The sequence below is a fragment of the Streptomyces cavernicola genome, assembly GCF_029968035.1.
GTDB lineage: Bacteria > Actinomycetota > Actinomycetes > Streptomycetales > Streptomycetaceae > Streptomyces > Streptomyces cavernicola.
Genome location: NZ_JASCIQ010000012.1, coordinates 65,972 through 84,798 on the forward strand (window position 1 = coordinate 65,972; position 18,827 = coordinate 84,798).

An 18,827-nucleotide genomic window follows, 5' to 3' on the forward strand; every position below is an offset into this window, starting at 1 on the left:
CAACGCTGTGCAGCACTGTTACGCAGGGAGTTACGACCGTGGCAAGTGGCAACGCGATCCGTGGAAGTCGGGTCGGAGCGGGGCCGATGGGCGAGGCGGAGCGGGGCGAGTCCGCGCCGCGCCTGCGCATCTCCTTCTGGTGCTCCAACGGGCACGAGACGGTGCCGAGCTTCGCCAGTGACGCGCAGGTGCCCGACACGTGGGACTGTCCGCGCTGCGGATTCCCGGCCGGCCAGGACCGGGACAACCCGCCGGACCCGCCCCGCACCGAGCCCTACAAGACGCACCTCGCGTACGTGCGCGAGCGGCGCAGCGACGCGGACGGCGAGGCGATCCTCGCCGAGGCACTCGCCAAACTGCGCGGCGAGATCTAGGAATTGAGATCGGCCGGACACCCTCGGGGTGTCCGGCCGGATCTGTTTCGGAAGCCCGCCCGGGGCGGAATTCGATATTCCGGCTCAACTCCCCACGCACCCCCGTTCGTCGCCCCGGTCGATTGTCAGTGGCTCCGCCTAAGGTCGTGAAGTACCTGACTGGAGGGGGGAGTTATGACGGCAGTGGAGGCCACGCAGACGCTTGCGCCGTCCTGGCGCGGGGGATTCGGGCGGCTCTGGTCCGCGGCGATCGTCTCGCGCTTCGGGGACGCGCTGAGGATCGCGGCCCTGCCCCTGCTCGCCGCATCGCTGACGGACGATCCGATGCTGGTCGCCCTCGTCACCGCCTCCGGCTATCTGCCCTGGATCCTCTTCGGCCTGCTCGGCGGCGCGGTCGCCGACCGGGTCGACCAGCGCCGCGCCATGTGGGCCGTCGATCTCGTACGAGGGCTGCTGCTCGCCGGGTTCGCGCTCGCCGTGGGGCTCGGGCACGCCTCGATCGGGCTGCTGATCGCGCTCGCCTTCCTCCTCACCAGCCTGCAGACCCTCTTCGACAACGCCGCCACGGCCCTCCTGCCCGATCTGGTGCCGCCCGAGGCGCTCGGCAGCGCCAACGCCCGGTTGCAGACCGGGCAGATGCTCGTCAGCAGCTTCCTGGCCACCCCGCTCGTGCCGCTGCTCCTCGCCGCCGGCGCAGCCGTGCCGTACGCGGCGGACGCGGCCACCTACCTTCTCGCCGCGGCGCTCGTCGCCTCGCTGCGGCCGTCGCCCCGCGAGCGGGACGCGCGGCCCAGCGGGCGTACCTTGCGGGCGGACATCGCGGAAGGGCTGCGGATCCTGTGGCGGGACCGGACGTTGCGCGGCCTGTGCATATCGACCACGTTGTGCAACATCGGCGTCGGCGGGCTCATCGCCACCCTCGTCCTGCATGTGACGGGCTGGCTCGGCGCGGGCGAGGCGGCGTACGCGCTGTGCCTGTCGGCGTACGGCGTGGGCAGTGTGACCGGCGGGTTCTTCGCCAACCGGATCGGGCGGCGCATCGGCAGGCTGCGCAGCGTGCTCGTCGCGGGCGCCCTGCAGATCGGGCCGCTCGTCGCGATCGGCGTGATCCGCAGTGTGTGGGCGGTCGTGGTGGGCCTGGTCGTCTTCGGCTTCATGGGCATGGTGTGGAACGTCAACCAGGTGACGCTCATGCAGCAGCGCAGCCCCACTGCCGCGCTGGGCCGGATCAGCGCCGCCTTCCGGACCGTGTCGCTCGGCGGGACGCCGTTCGGCGCGCTGCTCGCCGGGGCCGTCGCGGCGGGGTGGGGGCTCAACACCCCGGCGCTTCTTGCCGCTGCGCTGTTCGTGCTCTCCGTCGCCGCGCTGATACCCGCGCTCAAGTCACCCGTCACCGCTCCTTAAGTCGGCCGACAGGGGACAGACAGCTCATACCGCTCGCTGATCAATTAGGTTGGAAGGGCAGCGGGGAAGTGCAGGATCAGGTAAGAGAGAAGGCTGAAGTCCGAGATGAACGCAGCAAGCCGCACCAGGCTCAACCAGTTGCCGGAGTGGACCGCGCTCGGCAAGCACCGGGAGCAGCTGGGCGACGCTCACCTGCGGGAACTGTTCGCCGCTGACCCGCAGCGCGCCGGGAAGTACACGGCGCAGGTGGGCGACCTGCACATCGACCACTCCAAGCAGCTGGTCACGGACGAGACCCTTGAGCTGCTGCGAGAACTGGCCGCCGCGACCGACGTGTTCGGGCTGCGGGACGCCATGTTCCGCGGCGAGAAGATCAACACCACCGAGGACCGCGCCGTCCTGCACACCGCGCTGCGCGCCCCGCGAGACGCCGTGATCGAGGTCGACGGGGAGAACGTCGTGCCGAAGGTGCACGCCGTGCTCGACAAGATGAGCGCCTTCGCCGAACGCGTCCGCTCCGGCGAGTGGACCGGCCACACCGGCAGGCCCATCAAGAACGTCGTGAACATCGGCATCGGCGGCTCCGACCTCGGCCCCGCGATGGCGTACGAGGTGCTGCGCTCCTACACCGACCGCAATCTGACGTTCCGCTTCGTCTCCAACGTCGACGGCGCCGATCTGCACGAGGCCGTACGGGACTTGGACCCGGCCGAGACGCTGTTCGTCGTCGCGTCGAAGACCTTCACCACGATCGAGACGATCACCAACGCCACCTCGGCGCGGAACTGGCTCCTGACCGGTCTTCAGGCCGGGCAGGAGGCCGTGGCGAAGCACTTCGTGGCATTGTCCACCAACGCCGGGAAGGTCGCTGAGTTCGGCATCGACACGGCCAACATGTTCGAGTTCTGGGACTGGGTCGGCGGCCGCTACTCCTACGACTCGGCGATCGGCCTCTCCCTGATGATCGCCATCGGGCCCGAGCGCTTCCGCGAGATGCTCGACGGCTTCCACCTCGTCGACGAGCACTTCCGCACGGCCCCGCCGGAGTCCAACGTCCCGCTGCTTCTGGGGCTGTTGGGGGTCTGGTACGGCGCGTTCTTCGACGCCCAGTCGCACGCGGTGCTGCCGTACTCGCACTACCTGTCCAAGTTCACGGCGTACCTGCAGCAGCTGGACATGGAGTCCAACGGCAAGTCCGTGGACCGGGACGGCAACCCGGTGGACTGGCAGACCGGGCCGGTCGTCTGGGGCACGCCGGGCACCAACGGGCAGCACGCCTACTACCAGTTGATCCACCAGGGCACGAAGGTCATCCCGGCGGACTTCATCGGCTTCGCCGAGCCGGTGGCGGATCTGCCGCCCGGTCTGGTCGGCCAGCACGATCTGCTGATGGCCAACTTCTTCGCGCAGACGCAGGCCTTGGCGTTCGGTAAGACGCCGGACGAGGTGCGGGCCGAGGGGGTGCCCGAGGAACTCGTCGCGCACAAGACGTTCCGCGGCAACCACCCGACGACCACGATCCTCGCCGCCGAGCTGACGCCGTCCGTGCTCGGGCAGCTGATCGCCCTCTACGAGCACAAGGTGTTCGTGCAGGGGGCGATCTGGAACGTCGACTCGTTCGACCAGTGGGGGGTCGAGTTGGGGAAGGTGCTTGCGAAGCGGGTGGAGCCTGCGTTGACGGACGGGGTCGAGGTGGAGGGCTTGGACGCTTCGTCCCGGGCGTTGGTGGCGAAGTATCGGGAGTTGCGGGGGCGTTGAGGGTCGGTACGCGGAAGGGACGGGGCTGGGTTTTCTTCCCCAGTCCCGCCCCTTCCCGGCTGTGCCTGATATGCGGCTGCCGCCGCGTGGCTGCGGCGCTTCGGGGGCCAGCCCACGGACCCCCTCCCCCAAGCTCTCGGCTGCGCTCGAGCAGGGGGACCCCCATCTCAAACGCCGGAGGGGCTGAATTCAGCTGATCACGGCGAAGCCGGCGGGTACAGGCCCCTCGGCAACTGCGAAGCCGCCGCCGAGTCCAGCAGCCACAGCGTGCGCGAGCGGCCGTGCGCGCCCGCTGCCGGGGCCTGGACCTCGCCCGCGCCGGACAGGGCGATGGCCACGGCCTGCGCCTTGTCCTCGCCCGCCGCGAGCAGCCACACCTCGCGGGCGGAGCGGATCGCGGGCAGGGTGAGGGAGATCCGCGTCGGCGGCGGCTTGGGCGCGCCGTGCACACCCACGACCATCCGCTCGGTCTCGCGCACCGCGGGCAACTCCGGGAACAGCGACGCCACATGGGTGTCCGGGCCGACACCGAGGAGCAGCACGTCGAAGGTCGGGGCCTCCGAGTGGTTCTCGGGCTGTGCGGCCTTGGCCAGTTGGACCGCGTACGCCTCGGCCGCGGTGTCCGCGTCGATGCCGTACGGGCCGTCCGACGCGGGCATCGCGTGCACCCGGGCCGGGTCGAGCGGCACCGAGTCGAGCAGCGCCTCGCGGGCCTGCGTGTAGTTGCGGTCCGGGTCGCCCTCCGGCAGGAACCGCTCGTCGCCCCACCACAGGTCGAGGCGGCTCCAGTCGACGGCGTCCCGCGCGGGGGAGGAGCCGAGCGCGGCGAGCAGGCCGTTGCCGTTGCGGCCGCCGGTGAGGACCACGGACGCGGAGCCGCGGGCGGCCTGCGCGTCCACGATCTTCGTGATCAGGCGGGCCGCGGCGGCCTGGGCCATGAGCTCCTTGTCGCGGTGGACGACGAGCTGCGGGGAGACGCTCACTTCGACCCCGCCTTCGAGCCGGAGGCTGCCGAAGTCGCCTTCTTCGCCTGGGACTTGGCGGCCTTCTTCGTACCCGAAGGCGCAGCCGTACGCGAACCCGAACCCGAAGCCGCGCCCGTACTCGCATCCGAAACCGGATCCGAAGCCGCAGCCTCGTCCGGCGCGGCAGCAGCAGCCGCAGCCGGCGCCGGCGGAACCGTCTCCGGCTGGACGAGCCGGTCCACGCCGTACTTCAGCGCCGAGGCGTACGTGTCGTCCGGGTCGAGGCGGCGCAGCTCCTCCGCGATCAGCTCGGCCGTCTCGCGCCGCTTCAACGCCACCGCGCGGTCCGGCTGTCCCTGCATGGAGAGCGTCGCGAGGGCGCCGTCGGGCCGGTCGAGGACGATCGGGCCGCCGTCGGTCTCCAGGCGTACCGCCGTGAGCCCCGGGCCGCTGGACAGTGAGCGCGTCACCGGCACGGAGAGCCGGTCGGCGAGCCACATGCCGAGCAGCTCACAGCTCGGGTTGAACTCCTCGCCCTCCACCTCGGCCGCGGTGACCTTGCAGGTCACCTGGTCGAGAGCGGCGGCCAGCATGGAGCGCCACGGGGTGATCCGGGTCCAGGACAGATCCGTGTCACCCGGCGTGTACGTCTCCGCGCGCGAGGCCAGCTCGTGGATGGGCTGCTCGCACGCGTACGTGTCCGTGACGCGGCGCTGCGCGAGCGCGCCCAGCGGGTCGTTGGCCGGGTCGAGCGGCGCGTTCACCGGCCACCACACGACGACCGGCGCGTCCGGCAGGAGCAGCGGCAGGACCACCGACTGGGCGTGGTTGAGGACGTCGCCGTACAGCCGAAGGATCACCGTCTCGCCGGTGCCCGCGTCCGCGCCCACGCGCACGTCGGCGTCCAGGCGCGAGGACGTGCGGTCACGCGGGGAGCGTGCGGCCCGCTTGATGACGACGAGGGTGCGCGAGGGGTGCTCGCGCGAGGCCTCGTTGGCCGCCTTCAGGGAGTCGTACGCGTTCTCCTCGTCGGTGACGATGACCAGCGTGAGCACCATGCCGACGGCCGGCGAGCCGATGGCGCGGCGGCCCTGCACGAGAGCCTTGTTGACCTTGCTGGCCGTGGTGTCCGTGAGGTCGATCTTCATGGGCGGCGCCAGCTCCGTCCGTCTCGTTCGAGCATTTCGTCCGCCTCGACGGGGCCCCAGGTGCCGGAGGGGTACTGCGCGGGCTTGCCACTCACGTCCCAGTTCTGCTCGATCGGGTCGAGGATGTTCCAGGACAGCTCGACCTCCTCGGTGCGCGGGAAGAGGTTCGAATCGCCCAACAGGACGTCCAGGATGAGGCGTTCGTACGCCTCGGGGCTGGACTCGGTGAAGGACTCGCCGTACGCAAAGTCCATGGACACGTCCCGGACCTCCATCGACGTGCCCGGCACCTTCGAGCCGAACCGCATCGTCACGCCCTCGTCCGGCTGGACCCGGATGACCAGGGCGTTGTGCCCGAGCTCCTCGGTCGCCGTGTGGTCGAAGGGGGAGTGCGGGGCGCGCTGGAAGACGACGGCGATCTCGGTGACGCGGCGGCCGAGGCGCTTGCCGGTGCGCAGATAGAACGGCACGCCCGCCCAGCGGCGGTTGTCGATCTCCAGCTTCATCGCGGCATACGTGTCGGTCGTCGACGCCGGGTCGATGCCGTCCTCCTGGAGGTAGCCGATGACCTTCTCGCCGCCCTGCCAGCCGGCCGCGTACTGGCCGCGGACCGTGTGCTTCGACAGGTCCTTGGGCAGCTTCACCGCGCCGAGGACCTTGGTCTTCTCGGCGGCGAGCGCGTCCGCGTCGAAGGAGGAGGGCTCCTCCATCGCGGTCAGCGCGAGCAGCTGAAGGAGGTGGTTCTGGATGACGTCACGGGCGGCGCCGATGCCGTCGTAGTACCCGGCGCGGCCGCCGATGCCGATGTCCTCGGCCATGGTGATCTGCACGTGGTCGACGTACGACCGGTTCCAGATCGGCTCGAAGAGGGTGTTGGCGAACCGGAGCGCCAGGATGTTCTGGACGGTCTCCTTGCCGAGGTAGTGGTCGATCCGGAAGACCTGCTCGGGCTTGAACACCTCGTGCACGATGGCGTTCAACTCGCGTGCGGAGGCGAGGTCGTGGCCGAAAGGCTTCTCGATGACGGCGCGCCGCCAGGAGCCCTCGCTCTGGTCCGCGAGGCCGTGCTTCTTCAGCTGCTGCACGACGTTGGGGAAGAACTTCGGCGGCACCGAGAGATAGAACGCGAAGTTGCCGCCCGTGCCCTGCGCCTTGTCGAGCTCCTGCATCGTCGACTTCAGCGTCTCGAACGCCTCGTCGTCGTCGAAGTTGCCCTGGACGAACCGCATGCCCTGGCTCAGCTGCTGCCAGACCTCCTCGCGGAACGGGGTGCGGGAGTGCTGCTTGACGGCGTCGTGCACTTCCTGCGCGAAGTCCTCGTCCTGCCACTCGCGGCGGGCGAAGCCGATGAGCGAGAAGCCCGGCGGCAACAGGCCCCGGTTGGCCAGGTCGTAGACGGCAGGCATCAGCTTCTTACGGGACAAATCGCCCGTGACGCCGAAGATCACCAGGCCCGACGGCCCCGCGATACGCGGGAGCCGTCGGTCCAGTGCGTCACGAAGCGGGTTGGCTCCGTCGACAGTGGGGGACAAGATCAGCCTTCCGAAGGGGCGAGGCGCTTGAGTTCCGCCTCGGTCGACTTGAGCAGGTCGTTCCAGGAGGACTCGAACTTGTCGACGCCCTCGTCCTCGAGGAGCTGCACGACCTCGTCGTACGAGATCCCGAGCTTCTCGACGGCGTCGAGCTCGGCGCGGGACTGCTCGTACGTGCCCGACACGGTGTTGCCGGTGATCCGGCCGTGGTCGGCGGTCGCGTCGAGGGTGGCCTCCGGCATGGTGTTCACCGTGTTCGGCGCGACCAGGTCGTCGACGTACAGGGTGTCCTTGTACGCCTTGTCCTTCACACCGGTCGAGGCCCACAGCGGGCGCTGCTTGTTGGCGCCGGCCTTGTCGAGCGCGGCCCAGCGGTCGGACGAGAAGACCTCCTCGTACGCCTCGTACGCCAGGCGGGCGTTGGCCAGGCCGGCCTTGCCGCGGGCGGCCTTGGCCGCGTCCGTGCCGAGGGCGTCGATGCGCTTGTCGATCTCCGTGTCCACGCGGGACACGAAGAAGGACGCCACCGAGTGGATCTGCGAGAGGTCCAGGCCCGCGGCCTTGGCCTTCTCCAGACCGGCGAGGTAGGCGTCCATGACGGCGCGGTACCGCTCGAGGGAGAAGATCAGCGTGACGTTGACGCTGATGCCCTTGCCGATGACCTCGGTGATCGCCGGCAGACCGGCCTTCGTCGCCGGGATCTTGATCAGCGTGTTCGGGCGGTCCACCAGCCACGCCAGCTGCTTGGCCTCGGCGACCGTGGCCGCCGTGTTGTGCGCCAGGCGCGGGTCGACCTCGATCGACACGCGGCCGTCCTTGCCGCCGGTGGCCTCGAAGACCGGGTGCAGGATGTCGGCGGCGTCGCGCACGTCCGCCGTCGTGATCATGCGGATCGCTTCCTCGACGGTGACCTTGCGGGCCGCGAGGTCGGCGAGCTGCTGCTCGTAACCGTCGCCCGAGGAGATCGCCTTCTGGAAGATCGACGGGTTGGTGGTGACGCCCACGACGTGCTGCTGGTCGATCAGTTCGGCGAGGTTGCCGGACGTGATCCGCTTGCGCGACAGGTCGTCCAGCCAGATCGCCACGCCTTCTTCGGAGAGGCGCTTCAGTGCGTCTGTCATGGAAATTGCATCTCCTGCTGTGATGAGGGGTGAGTCGTCGTGTACCGGCGTCAGCGCCGGGCGGCGGCCAGGGATTCCTTCGCGGCGGAGGCGACCGCGTCCCCGGTGAAGCCGAACTCCTTGAAGAGGACCTTCGCGTCCGCGGAGGCGCCGAAGTGCTCCAGGGAGACGATCCGGCCGGCGTCGCCCACGTACTTGTGCCAGGTCAGGCCGATGCCGGCCTCGACCGCCACGCGCGCCTTGACCGACGGCGGCAGGACGCTGTCGCGGTAGTCCTGCGACTGCTCCTCGAACCACTCCACGCACGGCATCGACACGACCCGGGTCGGGACGCCCTCCGCCTGGAGCTGCTCGCGCGCCTCGACGGCCAGCTGCACCTCGGAACCGGTGCCGATGAGCACGACCTGAGCCTCAGCGTTCTGCCCGGAGGGCCCTTCGGCGTCGAACAGCACGTAGCCGCCCTTGGCCGCGTCCTCGTTGCGCTCGTACGTCGGCACGCCCTGGCGGGTGAGGGCGAGGCCGTGCGGGGTGCCCTTGCCGAACTCCTTGGTGTAGCGCTTCAGGATTTCGCGCCAGGCGATCGCGGTCTCGTTGGCGTCCGCGGGACGGACCACGTTGAGGCCGGGGACGGCGCGCAGCGAGGCCAGGTGCTCGACCGGCTGGTGCGTCGGGCCGTCCTCGCCGAGGCCGATGGAGTCGTGCGTCCACACGTACGTCACCGGCAGGTGCATCAGGGCCGACAGCCGGACCGCGTTGCGCATGTAGTCGGAGAACACCAGGAAGGTGCCGCCGTAGATACGCGTGTGGCCGTGCAGCGCGATGCCGTTCATGGCCGCGGCCATGGCGTGCTCGCGGATGCCGAAGTGGATCGTCCGGCCGTACGGGTCGGCGCCCGGCAGCGGGTTGCCCTCCGGCAGGAACGAACTCGTCTTGTCGATCGTGGTGTTGTTGGAGCCCGCCAGGTCGGCCGAGCCGCCCCACAGCTCCGGCAGGACCGCGCCCAGCGCCTGCAGGACCTTGCCCGATGCGGCACGCGTCGCGACGCCCTTGCCGGTCTCGAACTCGGGGAGCTTCTCCTCCCAGCCGGCCGGCAGCTCGCCCGCGTTGATGCGGTCGAACTCGGCGGCGCGCTCCGGGTTGGCGGTGCGCCAGGCGGCGAAGGACTTCTCCCACTCGGCCTTGGCCTGCACGCCGCGCTCGAGCGCCTCACGGGTGTGGCCGATGACCTCGTCGGAGACCTCGAAGGACTGCTCCGGGTCGAAGCCCAACACCCGCTTGGTGGCGGCGACTTCGTCGGCGCCGAGCGCCGAGCCGTGCGCGGCCTCGGTGTTCTGCGCGCTCGGGGCGGGCCAGGCGATGATCGAACGGGCCGCGATGAACGACGGCTTGTCCGTGACGGCCTTCGCGGTCTGCAGCGCCTCGAACAGGCCCTTCGGGTCCAGGTCGCCGTTGGGCAGCTGCTCGACGCGCTGCACGTGCCAGCCGTACGCCTCGTACCGCTTGAGGGTGTCCTCGGAGACGGCCGTCTCCGTGTCGCCCTCGATGGAGATGTGGTTGTCGTCCCACAGCAGCACCAGGTTGCCGAGCTTCTGGTGGCCCGCGAGGGAGGACGCCTCGGCGGCGATGCCCTCCTGCAGGCAGCCGTCGCCGGCGATGACCCACACCGTGTGGTCGAACGGGGACTCGCCCGCGGGCGCCTGCGGGTCGAAGAGACCCCGCTCGTAGCGCGCGGCCATGGCCATGCCCACCGCGTTCGCGACACCCTGGCCGAGGGGGCCCGTGGTGGTCTCGACGCCCGTGGTGTGGCCGTACTCCGGGTGGCCCGGGGTCTTCGAGCCCCAGGTGCGGAACGCCTTCAGGTCATCGAGCTCCAGGCCGTACCCGGCCAGGTAGAGCTGGATGTACAGCGTCAGTGAGGAGTGGCCCGCGGAGAGGACGAACCGGTCGCGGCCCACCCAGTCGGCGTCGGCGGGGTCGTGCCGCATCACCTTCTGGAAAAGGGTGTACGCGGCGGGCGCGAGGCTCATGGCCGTACCGGGATGGCCGTTTCCGACCTTCTGTACGGCGTCGGCGGCCAGGATGCGGGCGGTGTCAACGGCCCGCTGGTCCAGATCGGTCCACTCGAGGTCTGTGGTGGTCGGCTTGGTGCTCACCCTGGGTCAGGGCTCCTCTCCACATGCTCTACATGTCGAACGTCGTCGTCGAACCTCGTCGTCCGCCGTCGAGCGTCGTCGACGCGCGGCGCCTCGTGCGCCGGTCTGCGTCGAGCCTACCGTCGCCCGAGCGTCCATTTTTTCGACTCGTTCCAGACTGCCGGGGGTCTGTCGCCTTCGCCTCCCGAGCGGCCTCGGCCGCAGCCTCCGCGGACGCCTCGGACACCCGCCCCGGCAACCGGCCCAACACGACCCACCCCCGCGAAGAGCCGGGTATGGCCTACGTCTACAGTGGCGTGGTACGCGCGAGCCTTTACCGGGTCTTCATGTTCAGGTGACACCCACGGTGGCTTGCTGGGAGTCTCTTTCAGGGGTGTGCGTGACGGCCGTCGAATCCCGTCCATCAGGTCGGGGCACCGCCAGCGCCGAGGGCGCGGCGGGTGAGCTCGGGGCGAACTCCGGCCGTCGGCCGATCGGTCCCCTCGTCATGGGGTTCGTGGCGCTGACCAAGCCCCGCATCATCGAGCTGCTGCTCATCACCACGGTCCCGGTGATGTTCCTCGCCGAGCAGGGCGTGCCCAACCTGTGGCTGGTCCTCGCGACCTGCTTCGGCGGCTACCTCTCCGCGGGCGGCGCCAACGCCCTGAACATGTGGTACGACCGGGACATCGACGCCCTGATGGAGCGCACCCGGAGCCGTCCGCTGGTCACGGGCCTGATCAGCCCCACCGAGGGCCTGGTCTTCGGCGTCTCCCTCGCCGTGATCTCCACGGTCTGGTTCGGACTCCTAGTCAACTGGCTCTCCGCCGCGCTCTCGCTCGGCGCCCTGCTCTTCTACGTCGTCGTCTACACGATGATCCTCAAGCGCAGGACCGCACAGAACATCGTGTGGGGCGGCATCGCCGGCTGCCTGCCGGTCCTCATCGGCTGGTCGTCCGTCACCAACTCGATGTCCTGGGCCGCCGTCATCCTCTTCATGGTGATCTTCTTCTGGACGCCGCCGCACTACTGGCCGCTGTCCATGAAGGTCAAGGACGACTACGCGCGCGCCCAGGTCCCGATGCTCCCGGTGCTCGCCTCCAACAAGGTCGTCGCCCGGCAGATCGTGCTCTACAGCTGGGTCATGGTCGGCATCTCGCTGCTGCTCCAGCCGCTCGGCTACACCGGCTGGTTCTACACCGCGGTCGCGCTGCTCACCGGCGGCTTCTGGCTCTGGGAGGCGCACGCCCTGCAGGCCCGTGCCAAGTCCGGGGTGACGGGCGCGAAGCTCAAGGAGATGCGCCTCTTCCACTGGTCCATCACCTACGTGTCGCTGCTGTTCGTGGCGGTCGCGGTGGACCCGTTCCTGCGCTGACGCACTCGACTCTCCGAACGCCGGGCGGCTGACCCTCAGCCGCCCGGCGTCCGTGTGTCAGGGGCCATAGCCGCCGCCGGTTACGCGCAAGTAGCATCACGGTATGGCAGACACCAAGGTCGACACCACGGTCGAAGAGAAGCCCGCGGACGCGCGCGCGGAGCGACAGGCGGCGAAGCTCGCCAAGCAGATCAACGCCTTCGCGAAGGCGCACGGCGGCGCCGAGGCGCAGGTCGCGTACATCGGGGAGCGCGGCTCCCGCATCGTGCTCGTCGGTGAGGACGGCGGCTGGGGCGACCTCGTCGCGCGCACCGACGCCGTGGCCCGCAAGGCCGTCGAGAAGTCCGGGCTCACCCTCCACGAGGACTTCGACGGCGAGTTCGCCGCCAAGGTCGTCACCGGCCGGTACGAGTGGTCGCGCATGGCGGGCATGCAGGTCGGGGGCCCGAGCAACACCTGAGACCGGGTTCACCCGTTAGGACCGTAGACGGACAGCAGTCCGCGCCACGGTCCACGCACGGGAGCCCGGATGATCGAGACACCGCCCCTGGTGGACCAGTGCTGCCACGGGGTGCTGCGTACGGAGCTGGGCCTCGGCACCTTCGAGGCCCACCTCGGCCGGGGCGAGGGCCCGCCCGCCCCCGGCACCACCTTCTTCGACACCCAGACCGGCTTCGCGGTGCGCCGCTGGTGCCCGCCGCTGCTCGGGCTCGAACCGCACTGCCAGCCCGCCCGCTATCTGGCCCGGCGCCGCGAGCTCGGCGTCGTCGAGGCCGGCCGCCGGCTGCTACGGGCCACCGGGATCGGCACGTATCTCGTCGACACGGGAGTGCCCGGCGATCTGACGGGGCCGCCCGAACTGGCCGCCGCGGGCGCCGCCGAGGCCCACGAGATCGTCCGCCTCGAACTCCTCGCCGAGCAGGTCGCCGACACCTCCGGCACCGTCGAGACCTTCCTCGCCAACCTCGCCGAGTGCGTGCACGGAGCCGCCGCGGGCGCGGTCGCCTTCGCCTCCGTCGGGGGCGCGCACGGCCTCGCCCTCGCGCCGGAGCCGCCGGACGCGGGGGAGGTGCGCGGGGCCGCCGCGCGCTGGCTCGCGGGGCGCCGTGTGGGCGACCGCCTCACCCATCCCGTACTGCTCCGGCACCTCGTCTGGATCGCCGTCGCCTCCGGGCTGCCGCTCCAGCTGCATGCGGGTACGGGCGATCCGCAGCGGTACGTGGGGGAGTTCGCGCGGGCCACGGCGGGGCTCGGCACGGATCTGGTGCTGCTGCACGGCTACCCGTACCACCGGCAGGCCGCGTACCTCGCCGGGGCGTTCCCGCACGTCTACGCGGACCTGGGGCCCGCGCTCGTACGGACCGGGGCGCGGGCGGCGACGCTGCTCGCGGAGGTTCTCGAACTCGCGCCGTTCGGCAAGCTGTTGTTCTCCAGCGGTGCGCACGGGCTGCCCGAGCTGCATGTGGTGGGGGCGCAGCTGTTCCGGGAGGCGCTGGGGAGGGTGCTCGGGGGGTGGGTGGCCGAGGGGGCGTGGTCGCGCTCGGACGCGGATCGCGTCGCTGGACTCATCGCGTCGGGGAACGCGCGCAGGGTGTACGGCCTTCCTTGATCCCCTCCCCGCCCCTTCCCGAAAGACTGCCGTCGGCACGGGGGCCAGCCCCCGGACCCCCGCTCCTCAAACGCCGGAGGGGCTGGTTTTTCAGGGGCGCGGGGAACTGCGCGACCAGCCACGACGGCGCAGCAGCCGAAACACAGCGCCGCAGGCTTTCGGGAAGGGGCGGGGCGGGGAGAGAACCAGGCGGTCAGACCGCTGACAGTTCCGGGTCCGGCTGGGCGGGAATGTCCGGCTCGCTGCGGGGGCGTTCCTGGAGGGACATCAGGACGCGTACCGCCGCGATCCACACCAGGCACGAGCCCAGCATGTGCGCGCCGACGAGGACTTCGGGCAGCTCCGTGAAGTACTGGACGTACCCGATCACGCCCTGCGCGAGCAGGATCAGGAACAGCGCGCGCGTGCGGGCGAGCGGACCGCGCGGGGCGTCGACCGCCTTGAGCACGAACCACAGGGCGAAGGTCAGCGACACCACGATCCAGGCGAGCACGGCGTGCAGCTTGGAGACGCCCTCCCAGTCGAGGCCGAGGGCGCCGATGTCCATGCGGGGTACGTCGCTGGAGTCACCGGCGTGCGGGCCCGAACCCGTGACCACCGTGCCGACCGCGACGAGCAGCCCCGAGGCGACGATCAGGCACCACACCAGCTGCTGCACGGCCTGGCCGACCAGCGGGCGCGGCGGTGCGTCGCCCTCGCCGTCGGCGGTGCGCACCCACATCAGGGTGGCGACGGTGATCAGCGCGGTGGAGAGCAGGAAGTGCGCGGCCACGGTGTACGGGTTGAGGCCCACGAGGACGACGATGCCGCCGAGGATCGCGTTGCCCATCACGATCCAGAACTGGGCCCAGCCGAGCCGGGTCAGGCTGCGCCGCATCGGCTTCTGCGAGCGGGCCGCGATGATCGCCCAGCCGACGGCCGCGCACAGCACGTACGTCAGGAGGCGGTTGCCGAACTCGATGTAGCCGTGGAAGCCCATCTCGGCGGTCGTGGTCAGCGAGTCGGCCGTGCACTTCGGCCAGGTCGGGCAGCCGAGGCCCGAGCCGGTCAGTCGCACGGCGCCGCCGGTCACCACGATCACGCAAGCAAGGATGAGAGCGCCGAGCGCCGCCCGCCGGACCGTCCGGTTCTCCGGAGTCCAGCGCTCGGCGATGAAGGCGAGCGGATTGCGCACGGCTTGAGCCAGCGTGGCTCGGGTCGATTTCGGCACGCGCACCATCGTAGAGGGGGCCTTGTGCATCGGTTCACGAGGGGGAGGGAAACCACGAAACCGGTACGGGACCGTACGGGCCTACTCCCAGCGGAAGAACCGGGCCGCCGCGCCGAGGCCGAGCACCGACCACACCGCGAGCACACCCACCGCGCCCCACGGCAGCGACGCCCCGTCCTGCAGTACGTCGCGCAGCCCGTCGGAGAGCGCCGAGATGGGCAGCAGGCCGAGCACCGACTGGGCGGCGTCCGGGAACTTGTCGAGCGGCACGACCACGCCGCCGCCGACGAGCAGCAGCAGGAACACCAGGTTCGCGGCGGCAAGGGTCGCCTCGGCCTTGAGCGTGCCGGCCATCAGCAGCCCGAGCCCCGAGAACGCCGCCGTGCCGAGGACCAGCAGCAGCGCCACGGACAGCGGGTTGCCGTGCGGGGACCAGCCGAGGGCGAGGGCGATCGCCGTCAGGAGCGCGATCTGCAGCACCTCGGTGACCAGGACCGACAGGGTCTTCGCGGTCATCAGCGCCCAGCGCGGCAGCGGCGAGGCGCCGAGCCGCTTGAGCACGCCGTACCGCCGCTCGAAGCCGGTGGCGATGGCCTGGCCGGTGAACGCCGTCGACATCACCGCGAGCGCGAGCACGCCCGGAGCGAGGAAGTCCACGGCCTTCCCCTCGCCCGTGTCGACGATGTCGACCGTCGAGAAGAGGACGAGGAGGAGCGAGGGGATCACGACCGTGAGGAGCAGCTGCTCGCCATTGCGCAGCAGCATCTTCGTCTCCAGGACCGCCTGCGCCGCGATCATCCGCCCGACCGGAGCGGCCCCCGGCTTCGGCGTGTACGTACCGGCGCTCATCCGCGCAGCTCCTTACCGGTCAGCTCAAGAAAAACGTCCTCGAGGGTGTGCCGCTCCACCGAGATCTTGTCCGGCATCACGCCGTGCTGCGCGCACCAGGACGTGACCGTGGCGAGCAGCTGCGGGTCGACGGCGCCGGTCACGCGGTACGAGCCCGGGGTGAGCTCGGCCGCCGCGCTGTCCATCGGCAGGGCCTTGAGCAGCGACGCCACGTCGAGCCCGGGGCGGCCGGTGAAGCGCAGGGTGTTCTCGGCGCCGCCCTTGCAGAGCTGCTCGGGGCTGCCCTGGGCGACGACCTTGCCCTCGTCGATGATCGCGACGTCGTCCGCGAGCTGCTCCGCCTCGTCCATGTAGTGCGTGGTGAGGACCACGGAGACGCCGTCGGAGCGCAGCTCGCGGACCAGGTCCCAGGTGGAGCGGCGGGCCTGCGGGTCGAGCCCCGCGGTCGGCTCGTCCAGGAAGACAAGCTCGGGCCGGCCCACCACGGCCATGGCGAGCGCGAGCCGCTGCTGCTGCCCGCCGGAGAGCCGCCGGTAGGTCGTACGGCCGCAGGAGCCGAGGCCCAGGCGCTCGATCAGGTCGTCCACGTCGAGCGGGTGGGCGTGCAGCTTCGCCATGTGGCGGAGCATCTCGTCGGCGCGGGCGCCGGAGTAGACGCCGCCGGACTGCAGCATCACGCCGATCCGTGGGCGCAGCGCCGCGGCCTGCGTGACCGGGTCGAGGCCGAGGACGCGGACCTGGCCGGCGTCCGGCCTGCGGTAGCCCTCGCAGGTCTCGATCGTGGTGGTCTTGCCGGCGCCGTTGGGGCCGAGCACGGCGGTGACGCCCTCGTGGGCCGTGAGGTCGAGGCCGTCCACCGCGGTCTTCGGTCCGTACCGCTTCACCAGGCCGCGTACCTGGAGGACGCCGCCTGCGACGGGCTCTTCATGCATGCCGGGAAGTCTAGAGAGCGCGCCCGGCTGCCCGGTACGGGGCCTGGTGGCTGCGCACCGAGGGGCCTGGTGGCTTCCCACTACGGACAAGCCGCGCGGCCCGCCCGGGGCCGTGGAAACACACAGAAATTAGGTGAACCTTAGTGATCGAGGCCACCGGGGCGGGGTCCGATCGCGGCTTGTCGGGGCCTGAGGAATTACGCAACAATGGCGTTGTGAAAAACGTTGGCGAGGCTCCGCAGGAGGAACTCGCGACCGGTGAGCGCAGTACGCGCAACCGCGTCGCGCGCTCCATCCTGGACCACGGCCCGTCCACCGTGGCCGAGCTCGCAGGCAGGCTCGGCCTCACCCAGGCCGCAGTGCGCAGGCACCTCGACGCCCTGGTCGCCGACGACGTAGTGGCGCCCCGCGAGCAGCGGGTCTACGGCGCACGCACCCGAGGCCGCCCGGCCAAGGTGTTCGCCCTGACCGACTGCGGCCGGGACGCCTTCGACCAGTCCTACGACAAGCTCGCCGCGGAGGCCCTGCACTGGATCTCCCAGGCGGCCGGCGGTGGGGAGCCCGGCGAGGCCGCGGTGGCCGCGTTCGCGCGCGCCCGGCTCGCCGCGACCGCCGAGAAGTACCGGGAGCAGCTGGCCGCAGCACCCCCCGAGCAGCGCACGGAGACCCTGGCCAGGGCTCTGACGGCCGACGGGTACGCTGCTACGGCGCGTAGCGCACCGGTCGGCGAGCAGCTGTGTCAGCACCACTGCCCCGTCGCCCACGTGGCGGAGCAGTTCCCGCAGTTGTGCGAGGCGGAGACGGAGCTCTTCAGCCGCCTGCTCGGCACCCATGTGCAGCGACTGGCCACCATCGCCCACGGGGACGGGGTGTGCACCACCTTCATCCCCGGCGTCGAGACCGTCTCGCCACAGCAAGAACCGAAGACCACCACAGCATCTGCAAGCACGGCCGGGAGGAACCCCGCATGACGCTCCCCATCGAGGAGACTGCTCACCCCGAGCTCGAGGGCCTGGGCAAGTACGAATACGGCTGGGCCGACTCCGACGCGGCCGGCGCCGCAGCCAAGCGCGGTCTGAACGAGGACGTCGTCCGCGACATCTCGGCGAAGAAGAACGAGCCGGAGTGGATGACGAAGCTCCGCCTCAAGGGCCTGCGCCTGTTCGACAAGAAGCCCATGCCGAACTGGGGCTCGGACCTGTCGGGCATCGACTTCGACAACATCAAGTACTTCGTGCGGTCCACCGAGAAGCAGGCCCAGTCCTGGGAGGACCTGCCCGAGGACATCAAGAACACGTACGACAAGCTCGGCATCCCCGAGGCGGAGAAGCAGCGCCTCGTCGCCGGTGTCGCCGCGCAGTACGAGTCGGAGGTCGTCTACCACCAGATCCGTGAGGACCTGGAGGAGCAGGGCGTCATCTTCGTCGACACCGACACCGCGCTGAAGGAGCACGAGGAGCTCTTCAAGGAGTACTTCGGCACCGTCATCCCGGTCGGCGACAACAAGTTCGCGTCGCTCAACACCGCGGTGTGGTCCGGCGGTTCCTTCATCTACGTGCCGAAGGGCGTGCACGTGGAGATCCCGCTCCAGGCCTACTTCCGGATCAACACCGAGAACATGGGCCAGTTCGAGCGGACGCTGATCATCGTCGACGAGGACGCCTACGTCCACTACGTCGAGGGCTGCACCGCGCCGATCTACCAGTCGGACTCGCTGCACTCCGCGGTCGTCGAGATCATCGTCAAGAAGGGCGCCCGCTGCCGCTACACGACGATCCAGAACTGGTCGAACAACGTCTACAACCTGGTCACCAAGCGCGCCGTGGCGTACGAGGGCGCGACCATGGAGTGGATCGACGGCAACATCGGCTCCAAGGTCACCATGAAGTACCCGGCCGTCTACCTGATGGGCGAGCACGCCAAGGGCGAGACCCTGTCCATCGCCTTCGCGGGCGAGGGCCAGCACCAGGACGCCGGCTCCAAGATGGTCCACATGGCGCCGAACACCTCGTCCAACATCGTCTCCAAGTCGGTGGCCCGCGGCGGCGGTCGTACGTCGTACCGCGGTCTGGTCGAGATCGGCGAGGGCGCCCCGGGCTCCAAGTCCAACGTCCTCTGTGACGCCCTGCTCGTCGACACCATCTCCCGCTCGGACACGTACCCGTACGTGGACGTCCGCGAGGACGACGTCTCCATGGGTCACGAGGCCACCGTTTCCAAGGTCTCCGAGGACCAGCTCTTCTACCTGATGAGCCGCGGTATGACCGAGTTCGAGGCCATGGCCATGATCGTGCGCGGCTTCGTCGAGCCGATCGCCAAGGAGCTGCCGATGGAGTACGCCCTGGAGCTCAACCGGCTGATCGAGCTGCAGATGGAGGGCGCGGTCGGTTAAGCACCGGCCGCGGGGAGCCGGTCAGC

General features: G+C 70.3%; 16 protein-coding genes. 8 read left to right on the forward strand and 8 right to left on the reverse strand.

Features of this window, described 5'->3' with window-relative positions; translation table 11 throughout:
* Positions 1-38 precede the first annotated feature (38 nt).
* From QIS96_RS13545 to pgi, 3 genes are all read left to right on the forward strand, one after another.
* The gene (locus QIS96_RS13545; protein WP_078077905.1) at positions 39-374 is read left to right on the forward strand and encodes an RNA polymerase-binding protein RbpA; all 336 of its coding nucleotides are present in this window, start codon (positions 39-41) and stop codon (positions 372-374) included.
* A 174-nt stretch (positions 375-548) separates the two neighbouring features.
* Positions 549-1,778: an MFS transporter gene (locus QIS96_RS13550; RefSeq protein WP_282542782.1), complete on the forward strand. Its 1,230-nt coding sequence runs from the start codon at positions 549-551 to the stop codon at positions 1,776-1,778.
* Between the two features lie 105 nt (positions 1,779-1,883).
* Positions 1,884-3,536 (forward strand): glucose-6-phosphate isomerase, encoded by a 1,653-nt coding sequence (pgi, locus tag QIS96_RS13555; protein ID WP_282542783.1) that lies wholly within the window; start codon positions 1,884-1,886, stop codon positions 3,534-3,536.
* Positions 3,537-3,733: 197 nt separating this feature from the next.
* On the opposite strand, the gene pgl is transcribed toward pgi, so the two are convergent.
* Genes pgl through tkt form a run of 5 tightly spaced genes read right to left on the reverse strand, consistent with a single transcriptional unit; the run spans position 3,734 to position 10,455 of the window.
* Positions 3,734-4,474 carry a 6-phosphogluconolactonase gene (gene pgl / locus QIS96_RS13560; RefSeq protein WP_408907182.1) on the reverse strand — a complete coding sequence of 247 codons (741 nt, stop codon included), beginning with the start codon at positions 4,472-4,474 and terminating at the stop codon, positions 3,734-3,736.
* 41 nt (positions 4,475-4,515) lie between these two features.
* The gene (gene opcA / locus QIS96_RS13565; protein ID WP_282542785.1) at positions 4,516-5,649 is read right to left on the reverse strand and encodes a glucose-6-phosphate dehydrogenase assembly protein OpcA; all 1,134 of its coding nucleotides are present in this window, start codon (positions 5,647-5,649) and stop codon (positions 4,516-4,518) included.
* Positions 5,646-7,187 (reverse strand): glucose-6-phosphate dehydrogenase, encoded by a 1,542-nt coding sequence (gene zwf / locus QIS96_RS13570; protein WP_408907183.1) that lies wholly within the window; start codon positions 7,185-7,187, stop codon positions 5,646-5,648. The genes opcA and zwf overlap by 4 nt, the downstream gene beginning before the upstream one ends.
* On the reverse strand, positions 7,184-8,302 hold the full coding sequence (gene tal, locus QIS96_RS13575; protein WP_282542787.1) for a transaldolase: 1,119 nt from the start codon (positions 8,300-8,302) through the stop codon (positions 7,184-7,186). The genes zwf and tal overlap by 4 nt, the downstream gene beginning before the upstream one ends.
* A gap of 50 nt (positions 8,303-8,352) precedes the next feature.
* A complete protein-coding gene (gene tkt, locus QIS96_RS13580; protein ID WP_282542788.1) occupies positions 8,353-10,455 on the reverse strand; it encodes a transketolase in 2,103 nt (700 codons plus the stop codon).
* 379 nt (positions 10,456-10,834) lie between these two features.
* On the opposite strand from tkt, the gene QIS96_RS13585 reads away from it, so the two are divergent.
* From QIS96_RS13585 to QIS96_RS13595, 3 genes are all read left to right on the forward strand, one after another.
* Positions 10,835-11,809, forward strand: coding sequence for a heme o synthase (locus QIS96_RS13585; RefSeq protein WP_282542789.1), 975 nt, complete (start codon positions 10,835-10,837; stop codon positions 11,807-11,809).
* 103 nt (positions 11,810-11,912) lie between these two features.
* Positions 11,913-12,269, forward strand: coding sequence for a hypothetical protein (locus QIS96_RS13590; protein WP_282542790.1), 357 nt, complete (start codon positions 11,913-11,915; stop codon positions 12,267-12,269).
* Positions 12,270-12,338: 69 nt separating this feature from the next.
* Positions 12,339-13,418, forward strand: coding sequence for an amidohydrolase family protein (locus QIS96_RS13595; RefSeq protein ID WP_282542791.1), 1,080 nt, complete (start codon positions 12,339-12,341; stop codon positions 13,416-13,418).
* A gap of 193 nt (positions 13,419-13,611) precedes the next feature.
* Here QIS96_RS13595 and QIS96_RS13600 read toward each other — a convergent pair whose 3' ends face one another.
* From QIS96_RS13600 to QIS96_RS13610, 3 genes are read right to left on the reverse strand one after another with little or no spacing between them, the layout of a single operon-like run.
* Positions 13,612-14,658 carry a COX15/CtaA family protein gene (locus QIS96_RS13600; protein ID WP_408907177.1) on the reverse strand — a complete coding sequence of 349 codons (1,047 nt, stop codon included), beginning with the start codon at positions 14,656-14,658 and terminating at the stop codon, positions 13,612-13,614.
* A gap of 51 nt (positions 14,659-14,709) precedes the next feature.
* Positions 14,710-15,477 (reverse strand): ABC transporter permease, encoded by a 768-nt coding sequence (locus tag QIS96_RS13605; RefSeq protein ID WP_282542793.1) that lies wholly within the window; start codon positions 15,475-15,477, stop codon positions 14,710-14,712.
* Positions 15,474-16,409 carry an ABC transporter ATP-binding protein gene (locus QIS96_RS13610; RefSeq protein WP_282542794.1) on the reverse strand — a complete coding sequence of 312 codons (936 nt, stop codon included), beginning with the start codon at positions 16,407-16,409 and terminating at the stop codon, positions 15,474-15,476. Before QIS96_RS13610 ends, QIS96_RS13605 begins: the two co-directional genes overlap by 4 nt.
* Before the next feature lie 215 nt (positions 16,410-16,624).
* Here QIS96_RS13610 and QIS96_RS13615 point away from each other — a divergent pair, with 215 nt between their 5' ends.
* Positions 16,625-17,380 carry a helix-turn-helix transcriptional regulator gene (locus tag QIS96_RS13615; RefSeq protein WP_282542795.1) on the forward strand — a complete coding sequence of 252 codons (756 nt, stop codon included), beginning with the start codon at positions 16,625-16,627 and terminating at the stop codon, positions 17,378-17,380.
* Positions 17,377-18,801, forward strand: a complete 1,425-nt coding sequence (sufB, locus tag QIS96_RS13620) for a Fe-S cluster assembly protein SufB (protein ID WP_282542796.1) — start codon at positions 17,377-17,379, stop codon at positions 18,799-18,801. Before QIS96_RS13615 ends, sufB begins: the two co-directional genes overlap by 4 nt.
* The last annotated feature ends 26 nt before the right edge of the window (positions 18,802-18,827 follow it).

Excerpts from the sequence above, each read along its gene's own strand:
- QIS96_RS13605 (WP_282542793.1), bottom strand. The coding sequence starts at position 15,477 with ATGAGCGCCGGTACGTACACGCCGAAGCCGGGGGCCGCTCCGGTCGGG.
- pgl (WP_408907182.1), bottom strand. The coding sequence starts at position 4,474 with ATGGCCCAGGCCGCCGCGGCCCGCCTGATCACGAAGATCGTGGACGCG.
- QIS96_RS13595 (WP_282542791.1), top strand. The coding sequence starts at position 12,339 with ATGATCGAGACACCGCCCCTGGTGGACCAGTGCTGCCACGGGGTGCTG.
- QIS96_RS13590 (WP_282542790.1), top strand. The coding sequence starts at position 11,913 with ATGGCAGACACCAAGGTCGACACCACGGTCGAAGAGAAGCCCGCGGAC.
- tal (WP_282542787.1), bottom strand. The coding sequence starts at position 8,302 with ATGACAGACGCACTGAAGCGCCTCTCCGAAGAAGGCGTGGCGATCTGG.
- QIS96_RS13610 (WP_282542794.1), bottom strand. The coding sequence starts at position 16,409 with ATGCATGAAGAGCCCGTCGCAGGCGGCGTCCTCCAGGTACGCGGCCTG.
- pgi (WP_282542783.1), top strand. The coding sequence starts at position 1,884 with ATGAACGCAGCAAGCCGCACCAGGCTCAACCAGTTGCCGGAGTGGACC.
- opcA (WP_282542785.1), bottom strand. The coding sequence starts at position 5,649 with ATGAAGATCGACCTCACGGACACCACGGCCAGCAAGGTCAACAAGGCT.
- QIS96_RS13550 (WP_282542782.1), top strand. The coding sequence starts at position 549 with ATGACGGCAGTGGAGGCCACGCAGACGCTTGCGCCGTCCTGGCGCGGG.
- sufB (WP_282542796.1), top strand. The coding sequence starts at position 17,377 with ATGACGCTCCCCATCGAGGAGACTGCTCACCCCGAGCTCGAGGGCCTG.
- QIS96_RS13600 (WP_408907177.1), bottom strand. The coding sequence starts at position 14,658 with ATGCACAAGGCCCCCTCTACGATGGTGCGCGTGCCGAAATCGACCCGA.